Below are 20,180 nucleotides of genomic sequence, written 5' to 3' on the forward strand. Positions count from 1 at the left end.
GATGCAACTTTTTGCAAAGCAACTACGTTTGATCGGTCGCTTTTCTATTAAAGGGGAACAATAGGTGGCATCAGTCGCGCGATATGTCGTTGAGCGGTCGCCGGACCAGGTCCGGCTCGCTTTCAAGAGCGTCCTCGAAATTTGCAAGGAAAGGAATATCTCCAGCGTGACGTTGGTGGTGCCGCAGAAGGGCGGCTTCGATCGGACCATCGTGGCCGAATTCCTCGGACCGAACGTCGTAAAGGCGCTCGTCAAGGGGCAACCCGTTCTGGTGGCGCAGGGCGTTCAGATGAAGTTGGAAAGTGCGCAGACCTCCCGGGGGAGTTGGTCAGATGGGCTGCTGATCGGCGGCCACATCTCGGACAAAGACATGAACAAGCTGGACGATGCGATCGGCGCGCAAGCGATCGTCTACCTTCCTTGGAACGATACCGACGGCAAAAACTGGCGAGCGACATGGGGAGCTCAGATCGTAGGAGCCACTACTGCACCGGCACCGACCGTTAGTTTGCCCGAGCCCGTGGAGGAGGCGCTGCAGAGCCTGACCCAAGCCGTCAATTTGGGTACGGGTCTCAATCATCCCTCAGACAAGAAACACGCAGAGCGCACAATCGCGCAGCTGCGTCAGGAAGGGCATTCGTTTGATCCAGTTGAGGTCCGCCGATGGGCTCAGCGGAACGGCTGGTCGTCAAGTGCGGCCGCAGACCTTGAAAAGGTAGCTCGCAAAGCATTCCGATAAGGTCAGTGTTGGATTCTAGTTTGGGATCCAGAGAAGGCAGCCGTTGAGAAGAATATATCGATGTCTCCTGCGCATTCGCCGTGATGGCGGACCTCAAGCGCGGCGAGCCGGATTGGAGCCTGCTGGGCGTCCCTGGCGCGGCGGACCTGCCGGCTATACGCTGGAAGCAGATCAATCTGGACAAACTGCCTGCCGAGCACAGGGCGAAGCTCGTCGCGCAAGTCGAGAAAGTCTTGCGCAACGCATGGGGTCGGAGGAGGAAACCCTCCATTTACCTGGCGGCCATGCGATGGCAACTTGTTCAGACGGCTTCTCCAGGGGAGACGCTGCCACCCAGCGAGGCCGGAGCGCGCCTCAGCTCAGTCGCCCATCGCGAGCCTCGCCGCGACCTGTCTCGTTGTCAGCATGAAATTTTTGAATCGTTGGCGCTGATCGATTCATTTATTTAATTGGACGGTCGATTCGGCGGCTGCGATTCTGGCGCATGTCCGAACTCACCGTGCAATATCTCGTGCTCGAGCGTCGCGATCCGGCCCGTAACATGGCGCGGTTCTATGTGCTCACGATTGAGCCGACGCTCTTTGGCGATACGGCATTGGTGCGCGAATGGGGCCGTCTCGGTGGGCGCGGTCGACGGCGACTCGATCTGTTCAAGCCGTCGAGGCTCTTGAGTCCTGGCTCAGGCGCAACGCCCGTCGCGGTTACGTCCAGCGGCACTTTCCGGGCTCGGAGCCGGCGTGCGACACGCCACAAGTCGGCTGATCTGGACAAAATGTCAGTGGAAGTATATCAAAGTAATCCGAGATCATACTCGACCATATTCCAAGAATTGCGAAAGTATTCCATAATTAATTATGCGAATTTAAATAGTGTCATGGTTTCAGTAGGAGAGATCAACCGAACTCCATAATAGAAATGCTCCATCAGTTGCTATTCAAGCGAGGCGTGGATCCGTGCGGCGCCAGATCGCCGGGAATGAGTGAAACAGATCGAGTCGACCGCGCTGTTGCCCACAAGCAGAGCATGTGTCATTCGACATGGTCACCGGCTCCCGCCATCCGGAACTGACCCCCCGCATTGCCTCACTAAAAATGTTACCGGACAACTTCTCTGCCGTGTCTGGGGCGGAGCTGCCGAATCAGTTCGGTGGCAGGTATGGCAGGGAAGATCAGCATGCGCGCAAAGCGCGAGATCAGATCAGCGGGTGGACCGAATGCTTTCCGCTTGTTGTGCGTGAAGCAGCTCTTGTGGTCGAAGCTCTCGAGCGCGCAGAACCTATTTCCCTGGCCCGTTCGGGGGCTCGATTTTGACAACGACAGCGCCTTCATGAACGACACGGTCGTGTCGTGGTGCCGTTCTCACGATGTCGAAGTCACTCGTTCCAGGGCCTACAAGAAGAACGATCAGGCATTCGTTGAACAAAAGAACGGAGCTATCGTTCGCCGCCTGGTGGGCTACGGGCGGTTTGAAGGCATTGATGCCGCCCGTTCATTGGTTCGCCTGTTTGCGGCGGCCCGGCTATACATCAATTTCTTCCAGCCCTCGTTTAAGCTGAAGGAGAAGCACCGCGAAGGTGCCAAGATGATCAAGTGCTATCTTCCTCCCGCTACGCCGTACGAAAAAGCATTGGTCCACCCGAGGCTCAATGAGGCATTCAAAGGTCGGCTGCGGGAGATTTACCGGACGCTTGATCCTGTGGCATTGCTGGCACAGATGCGGGACGCTCAGAATGAGTTGGGTAAGCGTGTCGATCAACGGGCTGGAAAGTCAGCGATGACTGTCGCGCAGGGGCACAGTGATTTGGCGGCCTTTGCCCGAGAGCTCGGCGATGGTTGGAAACAGGGTGAGCAGCGAGGCATTCATCGGCGTCGCTATGTGCGGCGCAAGCCTGTGCCACGTCGGCCATCGATGCTCGACCCATACATTCCCATCATCGAGGAATGGCTCGCCGCAGCTCCGCACTTGTCTGCGGTCGATCTTCTCTCCCTGCTGGAAGCGCATGCGCCCGGTCGGTTCAGCGGCCATCAGCGGCGCACGGTGCAGCGATTGGTGAAGAATTGGCGATCAAAGGCCGCTCGACAGCTCATCAGCAACACAGAGATCACACTATCGGTCCAAGCTTCGCGCCTTCGTATTTAATCCTGACAGGTTCTTTCGCTGAAGCACCGCAAGCCGCTCGCTCGCTACGGCGCTCTGGGGGGCGAGCTTCGCGAGCGGCTTGCTCCGACTCGCGGCAGTCGATCCAGAAGACACCAGGGTGACTTCGGTAACATTGTCATCTGAGGCAATATGGGGGGCAGTTTTCCATGGCGCGCGACACATAAGGAATGCGGTATTTGCCGCTTTGCGAGCAAGACCGTTCCTGTGCCGGGATCGCTGGTCGATTTCTTGGCTCCGCGGTCCACCAAGGCTTCGAGGTTTTCGAGCCCACCGAGCTTGCGATAAGTCGGCCCCGTACCGTATGTGCGATGCTTTTCCAAAGTTCGGCGGACAGGCCGAGAAAGCGTGCCGCTTCGGGGCTCCGCAAGTATCGCGGCGGCAGCCGGCGGTGGTCTGGCATTTGAGATGCTCCCTGCTCTTCTGGAGGGCTCGCGCGGCTGATCGCGTGCCGACGAGCATGATGGTGTGGAGTAGAAGAGCGCTTAAGGGGATGCCGAAGATGCGGGAATGATTTCGGCACCCCTGCTCTGTTCCTTGCGAGATGACAGGCAGAGCACGGCCGTGTCTCTTTGGATGCAGAGGCCGTTGGCCGGTTAAGCCATCAATCCACGGTATGGATGTGCTCCATCAAAACTATTGAGTTTTGCCGATCCTACGAATGGCGGATATTGGGTTCAGATGGCGCACTTAGACATCGAGATGAGCTACCGTCTTCTTTGGCTGGCGAGGGAATGGCATCGTGGCGGCTCGAAGCGACGGGCTTCCGCGGTCGCTTTGCCGCTTATTTCCGATAAACCACGGTATAGCTTTTCTGATGGTCTCAATATGGCTTAGCTCCGCGCGGCGGGGCGATGCTTGGAGGCTCCGGCCCCGAAAGGAGCTGGGCGCAGCCGATCTCAGGTGCGGTGCTGTGGCTGGCTAAATGGATTGAATTCATGGCACCCAGATCATGCGAAACAGGGATAGGGTCGTCTTCCATTTCCGCTACGAATGGGATCGATGAGAGTTACGGTCTATCTGCAACAAACCTGAACAACGGGCAATCTACGTACGCATTGCCAATCGGAGATGGCGCGCGTCCATCCGAAGCGCGCAGTAGGCGCTCATGCAGCGAACAAGCCAAAGCTGCCACAAGGGCCATCGAATGTTGTCGCGGCATGATGTCATCCTCGCGGATGTCACGTCATCTGAGGATAGGGATGGTTGACCCTATCTGGATTGCCATTGCTGGTGTTGTCTCTTTCTACCGGACGAAGGTTTTAAGACGGACGCTCGGTCTGTCCAAGATAGGCTGTTGAATGATGAACCGCGATGTAAGCCATGCGCCTGCGGTGTGCTTTTTGCTCGGTCTTCCCCGCTCGGGGACGACGCTGCTAGCGCATTTGCTGCAGCGGCACCCGGATATTTTGGCTCCGCCTGAACCGTGGCTCATGTTGGCACTTGAGGCCTTCGGTAAAGTCGACCACCGCCACCCAGCCGGCGCATCATTGGTTCAAAGCGCAACCTCGCAGTTCTTGGGGCGAATAGATCGGATGATCGTTACCCGCGCTTTTTCCGATGCAGCTTATTGCCAGTATTTAGCTGCTGCAGGCAAACGCACTCTCATAGACAAGACGCCGCGCTATTGGACGGTGCTCGACTTTTTGGATTCCCTTTATCCGGAAGCACCGCGTCTCGTTCTCATGCGTAACCCCTACGCCATCGCCGCATCACTGAAGACGACATGGGGCGTCCCTCTGCTGGCCGCAAGTTCCCCGCCCGCCATCGCATCGTGTCTCGCCGATATCGCGTTGGGCCAGCCCACGCCCGCGATCGCATCTTCTCTCGCAGATCTTGTCCTGGGCCTGCCTGCGCTAGCAGCATACCGCAGTCGACCTCAGACGCAGGTGGTCCACTATGAGACCCTTGTGGCGCACCCCGATGACGAAATTCGGCGCGTGCTTGCCGGCCTCGGTTACACTCCGACCGAGACGGGATCGGCGCCGGGGGGGCAGACGGACTATCTCCGCTCCAGCACTTTCGGAGATCGCAAGATCCTGGAGCGAAAGGCCGTCGATGACCGCTCAGTGGAGGCTTGGCAAACTGACTTGAGCATCGAAGAGATGCAAGTCGTGACCGACCTGGTTGGGGCGAAGCTCTTGACAGAGCTCGGTTATGAGCGGGATTTTCAGTACGCAAAGCAAGCCGGCGTCGTCGATAGGGGGCCGGAAGCAACCCAAGGCTATCGCCACTTATTTCGGACCTGCTGGGATTTTCTGGACGGCAAGACGGGAGGATCGTTCGAGCTCCCCGCCGAACTCAATAATAGTGGTGGGCAAGCGGAGGAACACGCCGCGGTTGCTTTCGCAGCCTCAGTGTTTCAGCAAGCGCAACGTCTGGCCGCCACTAAGAAGGAAGAGAATCTGCGGGTGGCAAATTCAATCGCGGCGCAGTTGAACGAGGAGCTCACGGCGGTCGTGTCCTCGGAGGTGAGGCGACAGCTTGCGCCGGCGGGCCGACGATAGGACAAACGCGTGACCACCGCGCGCCCGATCGCCCCACCGGCCCACAGGTCCCTCCCGCGCGCGCTGCTGCGTCGCTTGACGTGCAGTGGGAGCGAATAAGTCGAGGTAGTCGGTCATGATGTATCGCAGCGAGGTGCGCGTCGCGGCGGCGCACGCGGCGCAGGCCCAATCTCGACCATGCGGCCTCCGCAGATGGGGCACACGTCGAGGCGGTGACCAAGGAGGATGGCGCAGCGCTCACGATAGTCGACAGCTTCGGCAGGCGGAGGTGGCTGCGGGGCTTCAAGTGCCGCTCGGATGCGCGCGAGTTTGGCGGCGCGGCAGGCGTTCGCCAGGAAACCAAAATGACGGATGCGGCGGAACCCCTTCGGCAATATGTGAAGCAGAAAGTGACGAAGGAACTCCTCAGTGTCGAGCGTCATTACTTTGGATTTGTTCCCGGCGCGATAATCTTTCCACCGGAAGCGGACGTGGCCCTGCTCACAGGTAAGAAGCCGGCCGTTGGCGATCGCAACGCGATGAGTGTAGCGCCCGAGATAAGTCAGAACCTGTTCTGGTCCGCCGAAGGGACGCTTGGCGTAGACGACCCACTCGACCTTGCGGAGGGCGTTTAGATGGCGGGCGAATGCCGCTGGCTCGACGAGGTGCGCGAGATGGCCGAACAACTGGAGCTTGGTGCCATCGAACGCCGCCTGCAGGCGCTCCAGGAATAGCCGACGATGCAATCGTGATAGCACGCGAACGGGAAGGAAGAAGCCGGGGCGACAATGAACCCAGCTTCCATCAGGAGCGATCCCGCCGCCTGGTATGCCGGAATTTCTCCGGTCGAAGCTTGCGGGCTCGTCAATCCGTGCAGTGTATGAACTCTACCAGGCTTGGCGTGAGCAGCCCAACGCCGTCGAGACCATATGTGCAGCACAGGAGAGCTTCACCGACGCCCACGCCCGCCAGCTGGCTCGCAAAATTCGTAGCGGAGTTGGGGGCTCCCATGCTGATAGCGAAGGTGCCGCTGGAGCTCAATCGGCGCGAGGCCCGATCGCACCGCAAGTAGCATTGCGACCCATAGAGAGAGACCGTGTAACGGCGGCCGCGGAGAAGAGCTCCAGGTCTTCCGTCCATCGAAATGAGCGAATGAGTTCGTCAGTGACGATCAGAGTGCGCCACCAAGATCGCGCGGGCTGTCTTCTCGTCGATCGGCTCGCGTCTCAAGGCTCACGCCATGCCGTGCTGTTGGTCGATGGCGCAGAAGAAGTGGAAGAGGTGCCGGCATCGACCATCACCATCGAAGAGATCATTTTCGCATGAAGCTGGCCTTCGACTGTCTCCTCAGAAAGACCGCTGCGCTTGGCATGCCGGCGGAGCGGATTTCCCATCCGAAGGATGGCGCGTTAGCGCAGCAGCCGGAGGCCGAACGCGCCCCCCACAGCGCCGTAGAGAGGCCGGAGGCTGCTGGTAAGCCGCGGTCCACATACCCGGTGCCAATGTTGCCGGTCTCCACGCGCGGCGTTCGTGGAATAAGAGCACCGGGGCTGACGGCGGCGCCATTCCCGGAGGAATTCTGCGCATCGATCGTCGGCTGGGTTGGATCTCACCTGCAGCAAATCCCGAGCTTTGAATGCCGAGCCTGTTGGTTCGAACCAACACGGAGGGAGTGGAAGGATTCGCTTTTTCTAGTGCAGGATAGGCTTCGCGCCAGCGATGTATTAGATCGCGATTGGGATTGGAGTGCATGGCTCTGATCTCGCTTCGCGTCTCTGACGAAGTCGCTGCGGAGTTCTCAGCTTTGGCAGCGACCCAGGGCGGCAAATCCGCGCTCTTGCGGCGTCTCATTGCTGAGGCACTTGCTGAACCAGTGCCGCGCATCTCCGTGCTGCCTGTCGGGCGACCGGAGAAGGTGACGGTGCGATTTCGCGAGAGCGAGATGCGGCAGCTCGCGGAAGTGTCACATCAGCGCGGCATGACCCGAACCGGCTGGATCGTTGCATTGGTGCGCTCGCGGTTGGGATCACCGGTGCAGCATTCTCCAGGCGAGCACGAGGCGCTCCGCGCGATTGTTCGCGAGCTCAACCAGATCGGCGGCAACATCAATCAGATCGCGCGCGCAGCGAACGCCAGTGTGCTGCAGGGCAGGGCGGTCGAGCCCGATCTGTCCGCAATTCAAGAGGCCCAGTTGGTCATCGAAAAAGAGCTCGCGCAACTACGCAATGCGCTGCACGGCAACGCGGATTATTGGGATGGGCGGCGATGAGTCGGCGCCATAAGCCGCGGCCGGCAGACCTGGCCTCCGAGCTTCCGCCGATCTCATATGTTTGGGAAACGCCCAATCGGCGCCCGCGGCGGGCCGAGTGGGATATCCCCGATCCGGCGGTTCCTAGTCGCCTGACGCCGGCTATGCGCGCGAAGCTCGAACGGATCGTGCGCCGAGCGCCAGAGGTGATGGTCAAGATCACCGGCCGCACCAAGGACGTGGCGCATCTCAAGTCGCACCTTGCGTATATCACGCGAAACGGCGAGCTCGATGCGGAAACAGAGCAGGGCGCGAGTCTGGCCGGTCGTTCCGGATTGAAAGACCTACAGCAACGCTGGGAGGATGATGCCGGCCTTGACGACAAGCGCCGCCGTGATGGGTCGCTTTCGATCAACATCATTCTGTCGATGCCGGCTGGCACCGATGCCGTCGCCGTCAAGGATTCAGCCCGGGCATTTGCCATCGAAACGTTCGGGGACAATCATGACTATGTCTTCGTCCAGCACCTCGACGACAAACATCCCCACGTGCACTTGACCGTCCGGTCCCTGGGCCACGACGGCAAGCGTCTCAACCCTCGGAAGGCAGATCTGCAGGCTTGGCGGGAGCGATTTGCTGGCGAACTCCGGCTTCGCGGGATAGCGGCCGAGGCAACGCCGCGGCGAACCCGCGGGCGAGTTCAAAAGGCCGATCGCGGGGCGGTGCTCGCTATGCGCAAGCGAAAAATCGTACCTGATGTCGACCGGCTCGCCCGGAAAGAGGTGCTTTCGGAGGTGAGGGGCGGCACGACTGCAAAACGTCCTTGGGACGAGCAGATCAAGTCACGTCAGGATGCGATCCGGCGGCGATATCTCGATTACGCAGCCGAGCTGCAGCATTCTGGAGCGGCGGCAGATCACGCGCTCGCGCGCCAGGTTAGGCAATTCGTGAACGACATGCCCGCCGTTGAAACCCGGCGGCATGCACTAAAGAATGAGCTTTCGGAGCTCACCAATAGCCGTCGCCGCAAGGCAGAGCAGGGAATCGATGCCGAGTTGCGCGGTCACAAGCGAGACGATGAGCGGACGAGGTAAGGCGCCCGCGCGCTCCGCCAACCGTTTCATCGGTTGGCACGTAGATGTGCACTGGCGGCTTGTCATGTTCCTCGAGCGCGCGAACAGCATTGGAGCCGTCAACGGGAAGTTACACCCCTATGGAGCGGCTGCCCTGAGGCGCCTAGGTCCTTGAAAGCTGGCTGATAGATCGTGCATTCTTCGAATCGGCCGTCTCGCCGGACCTGCCACAGGGTCAAAGTGGGCACTATTTCAAATCCTTGGATCGACCGTCATATCCAGGTCGGTGCGTAATCTGTGGACATCGGCCGCCGATATGAACAGGTGGATCCTTTGACCGCTATCCCTTTGACTGAATCTGCGCTCACGTCCGTGAAGCGTGCGGTTAGGCAGGGCTATCCGAACTACAAATCATCCCATCTGACCGAGGCGATCGCAGCCGCATGCGGCTTTGCAAGTCATGCAGCGCTGCGAGCCCGCATGTTGGAGCGTGCACCGGTGCATCCGGACTTTGCATTGCTCGAGGAATTGCCGTTCCTGAGCCGGCTCGCGGCGATGACGGGTGTTCCGACATCGGACGAAGACCTCCGCGGATTCTCCTTCGATCGCCTCAACTACGAGGGTGCGGACGTGATTCCGACCGCGTCCAAGGGGGTAACCAAGGTGAAATACGACGGGTCCCGCAGGCGGCGGGCCTGGCGCAATGTGATGGTCGCCGGGATCAATGCTGGCATCGACCAGGGATTGTTTACGCCGCGTGCAGGAGAAAACAGCTGGCCGCTGCTGGATCCGAGGTACGGGGACGATGGTCGAACGTACCGATTCATGATCGAGGATATTGCGGCGATTGCCAGCGTTCACGACGCGGATTGGGACGAGCTATCAATCCACGTTGCTCTGTGGCCTGCGATCGACGGCGAACGCTGGGTCCGAACGGCAAATGGCGGTTTCCTGGCGGGCGAGGTGTTTGCATCCGGATGGCTTGAGCGCCGTGACGGAGCGTGGCTCCAGGTGGGAGATCACCCCGAGTTTGGTTGTCGGAAGCAGCGCCTGGACCTGATCGCCGCGCTGGATATTCGGCCCAAAGGTTATGCGGATCGCGGCAGCTTTAGGCTTTGATTACGAACGAGGTGCGGGCTGCACGACAGTGCCAAGAAGGAGACGCTTCGCTCTCTCTACGCCTTTGCGTGCTGCGCGCCCCGACTGCGGGATGCCTGTGAAGGCGGCTGTCGGGATCAGACTGATGATGCCGGCGAAAAGTGAGTTTCCTCGGTGGCGATGATGTGCCAGTACGGAGAGCGACATAGTAGGCGCCGGGCAGGAGATGTGTGCTACCGGTGTCGAGGACCAAACGGCTGCCTGGATGGATGATCTGCAGGCGATCGGCAGGCAAGTCTCGCCACCGTGGCGACACGATCAGCACGACGGCGGTCGCCGGCTGACAGCCTAGCGTCTCAACAAGATAGACTTCGGGAAGCCGCGTCTCGTGGGCTCGATAGGGGCCAGATGCCACCAAAGCGGGCAGCGGCCTCTCAACTGGACTCGAAGCCGGCCGCTTTTCGGGCGGCGTGAAGTCGTTAGCCCGATCCGTGTCCCGCTTGTTAAGGCTCCTTCATCCCCGATCTTTTCCGACGACCTACCCCTTCGGGTTGGCCCTGCCCGTCGATTTCAAGGAGTCGTTTGCCCAGCTCCTTCTTTAGAGCGTTGCGATCGCCACCGGACAGGGGTGTTGGATGGTGGTTAAGCGCCATTGAGTAACAAACCGATCGCGAGCGGATCCTTTAGGAGCTCTTGAAAGATAGCCAGCAGCCATCCTCCTCGTAGCGCGCGCTACGATTCTGACATGTCCGATCGGCCGACTTCTGCCCGACGTCCTTCCAGACTGCATGCTGATCGAAAGACCCGACCGCATCTGCCTTTTCGGATCTCAACGATTCGACTGCAGCGCTGGCAGGTCACCCGCAAAACGTGACGAGGGATCTCCGATAGCCGTCGCTGCTGAATTGGCACGCCTGGACTCGTTCCGACGCTCGCGTCAGCCAGGATTGAATCCCAATACTCTTGCGGTAAATCTGCGTCTGAACCGACGGAATGCGATGACGACGACCGAGTAGCGGCGGTCCATTTTTCAATCTGTTTTGGTGACGGCATTCGCCAACTCGCGCGTCGGGACGACACTCCCGCGGAAGGGGAGGGGGACAAAGCAGGTTCTTTTTTCTGACATATTGTCAAAATACGAAGGACAAATTATCAAAACGGATTTTACATAATGACAAGTATTGAGCTGACTGAAATTTTGACATTTCTGGGCCTCGACCTGGCCGAGGCTGCGCAACTGTTGGGAGTTTCGACGCGAACGCTTCGAAGATGGATGGAAGGCGAGGAAATTCCCGGTCCGGCCCAAGCCGCTCTGCGTGCCTGGCACCAACTCCACGCGCGGCACTTGGCTTGGAAGCCGGACGCCATTTCCATATTCGAGAACGACCAAGCTCAGCTCGAGCGTGCGCGACTTCATGCGCGAGAGGTGAGCGGGCTGATCAAAGCGGTCGAAGCTCGCGGCGGGCCGCAAAATCCATGGTCGGTCAATATCGCTAAAGGCGTTGCGACGTTCGGTCCTTTTGAGATCGGGTTTTACAACCTGCAAAACGGAAGCTTCTCTCTCAGCGGGTACCGCCGCAAAGACAGCTCGCCGGACCTCGTGCGGGACAGGCCGTACCTTGAAGATGCCGCGTACAGCATCAGCATGGCTTTTTCAAAGGCCGGCGAAAGCGAAATTGCGCTGGACAACGTCGCGGAGTACGTCCGAAAACATTCGGCCGCGTTTGTTGTCGATGGCCCGCAGCGGCTGTCGCCTGCGGACTCCAAACGCCGCCAGCGGGACATCGAATTACTCGCCGGCAAAATCGATGAACTGGCGAAGCTTGCCGCCAAGGGCAGCGCCAATCACCTTCAATTTGAGGAATTACTGCATCAACTCCACGAACTCGGGTTCTTCCCGACTATCGATCTGGTTTCAGCAGTAGCTAAGGCTATGGTCTAAAATATGAAGAATTCAGTGAGCGTTCCAGATCTTGGCGCGCGAGGTGAGAATGTGTTCATCGGTTGGTGTGAACCGGAAGGGTTTCGTGCCCAGAAATCACAGGCAGACCGTCTCGGCTGGGACTACCTCCTTGAAGGCGAGCCTTTGCGGATGAAAGAGCGTCCGCTTGATTCCCAGAACGATCTTCCGAAATTCTTGATCCAAGTGAAAGCGACAGAAGGATCTCAGCCGCCGAGGATCAAGCTGTCGGCGCTCAAGCATCTCGTTGATGCTGACCTGCCGGCGGCGATCGTCGTCATGTTTTTCGTCAAAGACGGGCGGACGCCGATTCGCACTCTCCTCGTCCCGGTCGATCAAAAAATGATCTACGACACCCTCAAGCGGGTTCGCAGCGAGGAAGCCAAAGGAAAGCGGAACATTCACAGAATCACGATTCTTGTGCCACTCGATCGTGCGGTAGAATTGTCTCCAGCAGGAGAAGGGCTGGCAAAGGCTTTAAACGGAATGCTCGGAGGGGCACCTGCCGATTATAATTGCAGGGAAGGTCGACTACCGCAAGACTTGCGGTTTTGATAACAGATCCATTGTCGGTCGATTTTTCGTTCCAGGAGAAAATGCGGGCGAAAAGATCGGTCAGCTCTTTTTGGGTGGCCCTCGCACGCTTAAGGTGACGGACCTGACGATTGAGCGACGCCGGTTCGGAATTCCGCTCGACAATGATCGCGATGAGTTTCGGGAAGCGGTGCTGGAGCTAAACGTATCGTCATCGATGTCAACCACGGTTGAACTTTCTTCGGAAGCAGGCGAGTGGACCTCGGTAGAGCTCGAGATGTTCGTCACTCCGATATTCGATGGAAAGCTCGGGCCGGTGCGACTTGCAAACAACTTCCTTGAATTTTTGATCGACTTTCCGAAGGCGGAGGCGAACCTAACGCTCAACTATGACGGTGAACGAATTGTCGACCTGGAGGAGGCGGTCGCCATCATCGAGATTGGCGTCATACTGGCCAGGCCGCAGAAATCGATAACGCTCCGTTTCAAGGGAAAAGAGCTCAAGTTGGAAATGGCACCAGGCGAAGGGCCATTTGCGCATTGGATTCCGGCCGCGCCAGTTCTTCGTAGGATTGTATCGGCGATGGTTCGGGCAGGTCGGCAGACAGCGCGCCGCTTTAAATTTGCCGACTTCGTCGATTGGGTTGATACTCACATCGAATTTCTTGCCGTAGCATCAACGCCAGGCGTCAATATCATCTTCAACCATTGGCCTGACGAAATTCAACTGACTTCTGACGATGCTTTGTTGACGCCTTTTTCGCTCGAATGTTTTGGGTCGCGCTATACGGCGCTTATCGAACTTCCGATTGTATCATCGAGCCGCTCGGAGCCGGAGGTCACGCTCATCGGTGGTCGGCCCCATATTGTATCAGAGGTGGTGCGGGCATTGAATGCCGATACGTCTGACTTTGTCGAGAGCGCAGTTGAACGATCGAATAAGGATCGGGGGTCGAAAAGACCGGCCTTTTTCGCGGAGGGATTCTCTAACTGGGATAAGGTCATGCTCTCCATCTCGTAGAGAAGTGCTTATCAGTCACAACGGTGGAAGTACGACCGTAAAAAGCAAGGCCAGCGCAGCCGGCAAAGTCGGCTGAGCTCTCTAAGGCTGGAGACGAGCTTGCGGGGAAAGCAGTCTGCTATTGGGAAGGCAGGTGCTATTCTTTCGATTTCGTCGACACCCTCATCCTCAAAAACTTGGCGCCAGTTGATTGCAATGGTGTCGATCCGATCGATCTCGGCCCTAGCCTCGTCTGTGCTCAGCACGAAGTCCCCGCAACACGAAACGCAGTTAGCAATGCTCGGGCACTTGCTGCCGGATCAGTGTTTCCGTCGAAGCGATCTCATCGCCTGCTGACGCCGGCCGACTTACGCCACTCAACTTAGCGGGCAAGCTGTCATTCGGCATGCAAAATTGGATGCTGAAGGGATCAATTGTGACGCCGAATGACAATAGCGGATTCGACGAACTCGACCTCGCTCTCCGTCTCGTCCTGCAAGCCATTGAGCAATGAGATCACCAGCTCACCTTGTTTTCTCCCGTCGGACTCATAAGGCGTGCGGCAGTCATGGAAACGTCTGATCGAGGAGCGCAGTCTGTTCAATTCTGCGCACTGCCGGTCCAATCGCCGACGAGGGTGGGCCAATCGATCGGACGTGGGTTCTTGCCGATCCAAACGTCCCAGAAATCTGGGTCTGACGATTGCGGCCGATGTGCCTCGGCAAGTTCATCCATCTCCACGAGCAAAGGAATCGGCGTGGCCCATCCCAGCAAAATTGCCTGACGGGATGGTAGGCTAGGTAGCTCCTTTAGCAAGCCCGCCACATTGTCGGGAACGAGACGTCCAACTAGCGCCTGATCGAGGTCGTTTACGATCCGGTGCAGTAGGAAAGTATTGCACTGTGCAAGGATCGTGGGCGAGAGCTCCGATGGGCGTTGTGACGATAGCATCAATCCAAGACCAAACTTGCGACCTTCGCGCGCGATCTTTTCGAACGTCTCGCGACAGAGCTGGGTCGGGTTTTCTGCCGGCCCATCTTCGTTGGCGCCTCGCCGAACAAAGTTGTGTGCTTCCTCTAGAACCAAGGTCGTGGGCAGAGGTTTGCCATCAGGATGAAGCCGTCGGTAGCGCTGCAATGCCTCAAACGTCAGCCGTCCCAGAACCGCAACGACTACGTGGATTATTTCTGAAGGCACCAACGAAAGGTCAACGATTGCGACCTGTCCGTTGGCCGAGGCGTTGCTGCCCACGAACGCGTCAAGCCAGGCATCGAAGGTGATCGCCGGGTCACTTCCAATCACTTGACCGAGTCTCGGGTCCGACATCATGCCGCGGATGCGCATGCCGAGCGTGCTGATGAATCCGGCCAACGCACCTCCCTCCGTCGCTGCTATCCTCTCAAGGTGCTCTGGCAGCATGTGTACGTCGAATGGTATCGGTGCATCTTCCGTAAGATGCGCGATGGCGAAAGCATCCTCTACCAGATCTACGAAGCTCTGCAGTGACCTCCGCACCGCTTCCATGTCCTGTACTGAGAAGGAGTTGAACCAGTCTCCTGACCGACGGGAATTAGCGATAGTTTCGATAATGCTGCTTATCTCTTCCAGAGCTGTCTTGTGCTCACCATCAACGGATTCCGTCATATTGCTGCAGTCTGATGCAATGTTGTCTAGCAGTTCGCCGCAGCGCCGCCGATTGCTTGCGCTGCCAGCGTAGGTCGCGGCACCTTCGGCCAACATAGCGGCGATCATGATGCGATAGGAATACAAATGCCGCCTGACGATAGTTTGGCGAGGCGTCCCCGCCAGCTGCCCGTTCTTTAGTTCACGAAGCGCTTGGAGCAGCAGGGGCCGCTGCGCTCCGGGTCGTGCGAACGATACCGCGGTCCACTCGTGACCGTTCCAGAGCCAGGCCGGCAGACGGAGCGCGCGTTCACCCCTGTTGAGGTCGATGGGCGGGACACGAAACAGGCGGATATTTCCGCCCCTATCTGCAAATGCTTTGGCGTACTCCCCATTAGGATCAAGAATAATAAACCGCGCATTCGGCTGTTCTGTGCCATTCTCAAGAGCGGCCTGCGCCGCATCGAGTGACCAGCGGATCAGCCCAGCGACGGAGCAGGATTTTCCACTACCGGTGTTGCCGAGTACGGCGACGTGCCGCCCGAAGATCTTATCGGGATCGACCATAATTGAGGTATCTGCAGCCAGCGGTGACGAGCCGATGCGAACGCGGCGGTCCTTGTCCTTTGCTCCGACGATAGCTGTGATTTGTTCCGGCGTTGGGATTGGTATCTGATCGCCTACCGAAGGGAACGCAACGATTCCTCGACTCAATTCGAACATACTGCTTCCCTCGCGTCGGTTTCGAGCGACAGACAGGGTGCCGATCGGAGTGAGCGACATCTTCCGCAGAGGGAATGGCAGATCGATCAGGCCGAAATCCTTAAGCCCCGACCGTTTGGGGTACGGCGATCGTTCAATCCCGATCCACGTGACGTAGGCGACGGTAGCACCAGCCTCATTCGGTATCAGCACGTAACTATTGAGCCTTGGGAAGCTCATCGGTGTGCCGGTGTTGAGCGCAGTAGCCTGTGGCGCATCGAGATCGAGCAGCACACGGATCTCATCCGAGGAGATCGACTCGACCGTGCCGATGACCAGTTCAGCGAGCCGTTCGATCGGGGAGCTCACGTTCCTCCTCCAGAGCCCGCTGGCGGCTGACTCGGTTCGGCTGGCGCCAGGCCCGCAGCGGCATCTGCGAAAGCGCGGTTCTTCAGCAAGTCAGACATACGCCCGGTGATGTAATCGAGCGCGGGCTTTGGCAGATAATCGTCGACGAGGTGCTGGAGGCTTCCGAAATGGTTGCCGGCGAGGAGGCTGACTTGTGCAGGACGAGTTTGATTGAGAAATCCCTTGATGCGATCGTCTAGTTCAAAGGCGATGATCACGAGGTGTGCGGACGGAACCGACAGCATATCGAGCAGAACACGGTTGATGTGGTCATCACCGAACCCGTAGCCGTAGGTCACCACCACCGAGTTGGGTCTGCAAGTTGCCGAGGCGAAATCACGGAATAGCTCCGCATAAGGATATTGGGTGGTCTCCACGTCCTTAGCCGGATTAGGATAGATCATCACGGTATCAACTGGAGAATCTGGTAAGCTCGGATGATCGTCGTCGGCACCAAATGGTGTCTCTGACCGATAGATCCGATGCGCGATGGGGTCGAAGCGCCAATCAAGGCTGCCGTGGAGCTTGGTCAGACGGACGACGCCTTCCATAAAGCGCGGCTCACCGCGGATCCCGGGTGGGTTGTAATGATAATCGAGCTCGATCCGAGTGTTGCGGAACAGTGGACGCAAGCTCCCCACAAAGCGATCAATGATCCGTAGCCCCGCTTGATCGCAGCCATGTTCGATCAACCGGTCGTAGTTGGTCGTGAAGATATGTAAACGCTCGCGTGAAGCGGCGCGGCTGACGAAGCTGAGCAGAAATGACTGCACCGTCGCCAGTGCTGATGCACTGTTTGCTTCGAAAATACCTCGCTCGGTAGCAAGCAGTGAGGTTAGGAATGTCGCGATTGCGGAGTTAATGTCGTCGCGAACACCTTGCGCCGACCCCTTATCGATGATGTCAAGACCATCGAGCACAGCAATGGCGCTACGCAACTGATCTTCGATGTTAGCTTGACCGCGACCCATCTTTTTGGCGCTTGCGGTCGCGTGACGAGGATTGCCTTGGCATGTTTCGACTTCCCCGTCGCAATCGCCATACCCGTCGCCTTGACGCCGGCAGCGAAGCCCACAGCAATGGTAAAGCCGCTGCCAAGCAGGAGGTTCAGATGCTCAGCTTGGAATACCGCCGAGAGCCACGGCTCGATCTTTCGGCGGTGTAGCGCGATGAACCGATCAAGTTCGTCTGCGCTTTCTGGGATGCTATCGAAGGTCTCGCTCGATGCACCAACCCGGTAACCGTGCGCCTTCCACTCCATGGACCCTCGCGACGAGTTGCAGGACCGACCTGAGTCCCCGCTAGTAAGTCTTAAAGCAACATAATCAGAGGTTGCAAGGCGGGCAGGTAGTCAAAGTGAAAAAGGTAAGCAGCGAAGCGGCGAGGGGATGAAGGGCATCGAGATTAGCTTCCTCGACTAATCGCTTGAACCGGTGAGGAGACGAGATCTGACGAGGAGTGCCGCTATCCTGGCTCCCTCACGCCTCCAGCTTCAGTCGATCCCGTCCGCCGGCTCGGGTGGAGGCGGCGGGAGCGAGGTATGCTCTCCGACTCGAGCTCGCCATCAGCTTCCGCCATCATCCCACCTTTCGTTCAGGAGCGGCGTGGCTCTCAAGCAGTGGCATATCCAGGCTCGGAATCTCTGGCATGGCTTTGCCGGCGATCGCCTGCAAATCGCCCACCATGCCAACGGTCGACTCCACCACGGCGAGGATCTGAGTTTCGCGCTTGGCCCATTGCCGGCCCATGAACTTGCGTTCCTTGTCCAGGTCGTCGCGCATATCGTTGAATTTCTCAACCACAGCTTCTACCCGCTGCCGAAACTTCGTGCCGGTCAGGTAGTGATAAACCTGCTCCATCTTGGTCTGCTGACCCTGCTGAACGAGGCGCGATCCGCTTACGTCGATCAGCCCCTGGCGCAGCGCCACGGCGACCGGCAATGCGCAACGCGGATGGGCCACCCATACGCCGTCGACTAGGTCAAATTGCTCGACGTGCTTCGGCAGCGCATGAGAGATGATCAGAGCGACGTCGGCGGCGGAACGACGCTGGTCGTCACGCAGTTTGGCAAGCCATCCGTCACTCCATGCCTTGGTTCGCTTGGTTTCCCAAAGGATGATGCCGGCAGGTTTGCCAATGGCGCCATTTATCTGTTGAATAACGTCCGCCCCAAGCTCACCTTTTCCAACCGGCTCAATCGAATCGGTCGGAAAACGTCCGCGCAGAAGCTCTTCGAGCTCGAGCTCGAGTACTTCCCCTTGGGATTGCTGTGATCCCTGCTCGGCCTTGCGCTTGAGCTCCTCGATCGTTCGAGACATCGACTCGATAGTCTGGTCCTTCTCTGCAACGCGTAAGCGCGCAGCCTCGTCGGCTTCCTGCCTGGCCTTGATCTGGATTTCGCTGATTGAGGCCTGCACGCGCTTCTCTATTGTCAGGTCGAGCTCGCGCTTTTCCCCCTCGAGTGCGCGCTGCTGTCGCATCAGTTCGGCTTGCTGCTTTTGGGCCTCGGCAAGCTTTGCGTTGTTGGTAAGCAGGTTGGCTCGCAGCTCCGCGGCTTCCGCTTCCTTCGCCTGCAGCTCGGCCGCGGCCGCCTCTCGCGCCTTCTTGCTTTCGGCCGCGACCAGCTGGGCACGTTCGGCGATCAATCGTTTCGCAACGTGGTCCTCGATTTGCTCGCGGTCCTTAGCGACCTGCTCGCGTTCCAGCCGCAGTGCCTCGGTCTTACGCTCCATCTCTGCATCTTTGCTGGCCAGCTGCTGTTGAAAGCGCTGACGAATTTCAGCGAGGAGGGGAGCGGCCAATGATTCCGTCAACCGGATCTCGTGATTGCAGTTGGGACAATGCAGGGTAGGTTCGTGTGAAGCGCCGGCTGCGGTTACTTTGAAACTCATGAATTCCCCCGTCATCGTAGAGCAGGATTGAACACCATCCGCGCGCGATTGCGATGTCGCCGCTCTCGATGTCCACATCCGCGTCGCCGATATCGACCTGGCCGGGGGATTTTCCACGGAAGGCATCACGACATGTCGACGTAAGGCCACGCCTCAGGGCGAGCCGTTCTATTGGGAATATATTCTAGATGAGAACAAAACAGGATCAAGCGCCAATTGGCTGCGCAGGCTGGTGGAATAACCCTGTCGTTCCATCCAGGCAGCATCGACCAGAAGCCCCTGAGGGAGAGTCCTTTCGAGCTTGTTTAGCTTTCTGTCCTTTTGCTCAGCCATACTAAGTAAATTAGCACTTTTCCAAACCAACCCGAGGGAATCCTCTATTTTACGTAATCTGACTGGGCAAAGACGCCGAAACAGCCGGAAATCTCGCGATGGCTCCTGGAAGAGGCCCATCGCGTGGTGCTTCGCTGCTCCGATATGTTCCGGCGCCGAAATTAGACGGCCGTAAGGAATATGAGTCATATTTCTTACGCGGTCTTGACTTTGTAAGATTTAAGGCGCAAATTTCTTACAAGGGAACCGTAAAATGGCTAGCACAGCGAACCAGATATACGATCGGATGAGCCATGACCCTCAGCCGAGCAAGGTATGGACCGCACGCGATTTTGCGGACACCGGCACTCGATCGGCTGTCGACGTCGCCCTCCACCGCCTCCGGAGTGACAACCGCATCAGGCGCATCGACCAAGGTCTCTACGATCTTGCTCGCACCAACCAACTGACGAAGAAGATTTCGCCACCGGACTACAAGTCGGTGATTCAGGCGGTCGCGAGACGGGACGGCGCCAAAGTACTGGTCGACGGAATAACCGCCGCCAACAACTTGGGACTTACCAACGCCGTCCCGGCGAAGGTGGTCGTGTGGACGGACGCCCGCGTGAAGCCGATCCAACTCGACCAAATGGTCATCGACTTCAAGAAAGTCGCGCCAAGTCGACTTCTGTGGGCTGACCGCCCGGCCGCGCAGTTGGTGCAAGCTCTGATTTGGCTGCGCGACGTTCTTCCTTCGGATGGCGACAAGATCGCAAAGCGCCTCAAGTCCATCCTGAACGACGGCGACGACGGGCACCGCATGCGAAAGGATTTGCAGGACCACTTGGGTGATCTCCCCGACTGGCTCGTTCCTATCGTAAAAGATATCCTCAAGTCCGACGCAACGGCGCCAGATCCGCTCCCGCCGATCCGCGGCCAATGAGATGCG

General features: G+C 58.4%; 16 protein-coding genes and 2 pseudogenes. 13 read left to right on the forward strand and 5 right to left on the reverse strand.

The window, feature by feature from the left end:
* Positions 1 to 64 precede the first annotated feature (64 nt).
* From ACWAT4_RS40945 to ACWAT4_RS40960, 4 genes are all read left to right on the forward strand, one after another.
* The gene (locus ACWAT4_RS40945) at positions 65 to 739 is read left to right on the forward strand and encodes a hypothetical protein (protein ID WP_128929586.1); all 675 of its coding nucleotides are present in this window, start codon (positions 65 to 67) and stop codon (positions 737 to 739) included.
* An 83-nt stretch (positions 740 to 822) separates the two neighbouring features.
* Positions 823 to 1,188: a hypothetical protein gene (locus ACWAT4_RS40950; protein WP_128929585.1), complete on the forward strand. Its 366-nt coding sequence runs from the start codon at positions 823 to 825 to the stop codon at positions 1,186 to 1,188.
* Positions 1,189 to 1,223: 35 nt separating this feature from the next.
* Positions 1,224 to 1,649: a WGR domain-containing protein gene (locus tag ACWAT4_RS40955; RefSeq protein ID WP_371746380.1), complete on the forward strand. Its 426-nt coding sequence runs from the start codon at positions 1,224 to 1,226 to the stop codon at positions 1,647 to 1,649.
* Positions 1,650 to 1,894: 245 nt separating this feature from the next.
* Positions 1,895 to 2,878, forward strand: a complete 984-nt coding sequence (locus ACWAT4_RS40960; protein WP_128929584.1) for a hypothetical protein — start codon at positions 1,895 to 1,897, stop codon at positions 2,876 to 2,878.
* A 200-nt stretch (positions 2,879 to 3,078) separates the two neighbouring features.
* Here the strand turns inward: ACWAT4_RS40960 and ACWAT4_RS40965 are convergent.
* Positions 3,079 to 3,299, reverse strand: a pseudogene (locus ACWAT4_RS40965) (helix-turn-helix transcriptional regulator); the annotation flags it as partial.
* A gap of 898 nt (positions 3,300 to 4,197) precedes the next feature.
* Between ACWAT4_RS40965 and noeE the strand changes: the two are divergent.
* The gene (gene noeE, locus ACWAT4_RS40970) at positions 4,198 to 5,403 is read left to right on the forward strand and encodes a nodulation protein NoeE (protein WP_276575773.1); all 1,206 of its coding nucleotides are present in this window, start codon (positions 4,198 to 4,200) and stop codon (positions 5,401 to 5,403) included.
* 113 nt (positions 5,404 to 5,516) lie between these two features.
* Here noeE and ACWAT4_RS40975 read toward each other — a convergent pair.
* Positions 5,517 to 6,212: pseudogene (locus ACWAT4_RS40975) on the reverse strand (IS91 family transposase); the annotation flags it as partial.
* Between the two features lie 334 nt (positions 6,213 to 6,546).
* Here ACWAT4_RS40975 and ACWAT4_RS40980 point away from each other — a divergent pair.
* The 7 genes from ACWAT4_RS40980 to ACWAT4_RS41010 all read left to right on the forward strand — a co-directional run bounded on the left by ACWAT4_RS40980 (position 6,547) and on the right by ACWAT4_RS41010 (position 13,316).
* A complete protein-coding gene (locus tag ACWAT4_RS40980; RefSeq protein WP_232995580.1) occupies positions 6,547 to 6,708 on the forward strand; it encodes a hypothetical protein in 162 nt (53 codons plus the stop codon).
* Between the two features lie 424 nt (positions 6,709 to 7,132).
* Positions 7,133 to 7,651 (forward strand): plasmid mobilization protein, encoded by a 519-nt coding sequence (locus tag ACWAT4_RS40985; protein ID WP_128929583.1) that lies wholly within the window; start codon positions 7,133 to 7,135, stop codon positions 7,649 to 7,651.
* 143 nt (positions 7,652 to 7,794) lie between these two features.
* Entirely contained in the window at positions 7,795 to 8,724 is a 930-nt protein-coding gene (locus ACWAT4_RS40990) for a relaxase/mobilization nuclease domain-containing protein (protein WP_232995579.1), read from the forward strand.
* A gap of 276 nt (positions 8,725 to 9,000) precedes the next feature.
* Positions 9,001 to 9,822, forward strand: coding sequence for a hypothetical protein (locus ACWAT4_RS40995; RefSeq protein ID WP_232995578.1), 822 nt, complete (start codon positions 9,001 to 9,003; stop codon positions 9,820 to 9,822).
* Positions 9,823 to 10,972: 1,150 nt separating this feature from the next.
* Positions 10,973 to 11,743, forward strand: a complete 771-nt coding sequence (locus tag ACWAT4_RS41000) for a helix-turn-helix domain-containing protein (protein WP_128929582.1) — start codon at positions 10,973 to 10,975, stop codon at positions 11,741 to 11,743.
* Between the two features lie 15 nt (positions 11,744 to 11,758).
* Positions 11,759 to 12,316 carry a hypothetical protein gene (locus ACWAT4_RS41005; protein ID WP_237866542.1) on the forward strand — a complete coding sequence of 186 codons (558 nt, stop codon included), beginning with the start codon at positions 11,759 to 11,761 and terminating at the stop codon, positions 12,314 to 12,316.
* A 94-nt stretch (positions 12,317 to 12,410) separates the two neighbouring features.
* On the forward strand, positions 12,411 to 13,316 hold the full coding sequence (locus ACWAT4_RS41010) for a hypothetical protein (protein ID WP_237866540.1): 906 nt from the start codon (positions 12,411 to 12,413) through the stop codon (positions 13,314 to 13,316).
* A 579-nt stretch (positions 13,317 to 13,895) separates the two neighbouring features.
* On the opposite strand, the gene ACWAT4_RS41015 is transcribed toward ACWAT4_RS41010, so the two are convergent.
* The 3 genes from ACWAT4_RS41015 to ACWAT4_RS41025 form a co-directional block, all read right to left on the reverse strand.
* The gene (locus ACWAT4_RS41015; RefSeq protein WP_128929580.1) at positions 13,896 to 15,989 is read right to left on the reverse strand and encodes an ATP-binding protein; all 2,094 of its coding nucleotides are present in this window, start codon (positions 15,987 to 15,989) and stop codon (positions 13,896 to 13,898) included.
* Complete coding sequence (locus tag ACWAT4_RS41020) at positions 15,986 to 16,999, reverse strand: SIR2 family protein (RefSeq protein WP_232995577.1); 1,014 nt, start codon at positions 16,997 to 16,999, stop codon at positions 15,986 to 15,988. The genes ACWAT4_RS41015 and ACWAT4_RS41020 overlap by 4 nt, the downstream gene beginning before the upstream one ends.
* A gap of 606 nt (positions 17,000 to 17,605) precedes the next feature.
* On the reverse strand, positions 17,606 to 18,919 hold the full coding sequence (locus ACWAT4_RS41025) for a DUF2130 domain-containing protein (protein WP_128955173.1): 1,314 nt from the start codon (positions 18,917 to 18,919) through the stop codon (positions 17,606 to 17,608).
* 586 nt (positions 18,920 to 19,505) lie between these two features.
* On the opposite strand from ACWAT4_RS41025, the gene ACWAT4_RS41030 reads away from it, so the two are divergent.
* On the forward strand, positions 19,506 to 20,174 hold the full coding sequence (locus tag ACWAT4_RS41030; RefSeq protein ID WP_128929578.1) for a DUF6088 family protein: 669 nt from the start codon (positions 19,506 to 19,508) through the stop codon (positions 20,172 to 20,174).
* The last annotated feature ends 6 nt before the right edge of the window (positions 20,175 to 20,180 follow it).

It is taken from the genome of Bradyrhizobium sp. T-1 (genome assembly GCF_053592855.1).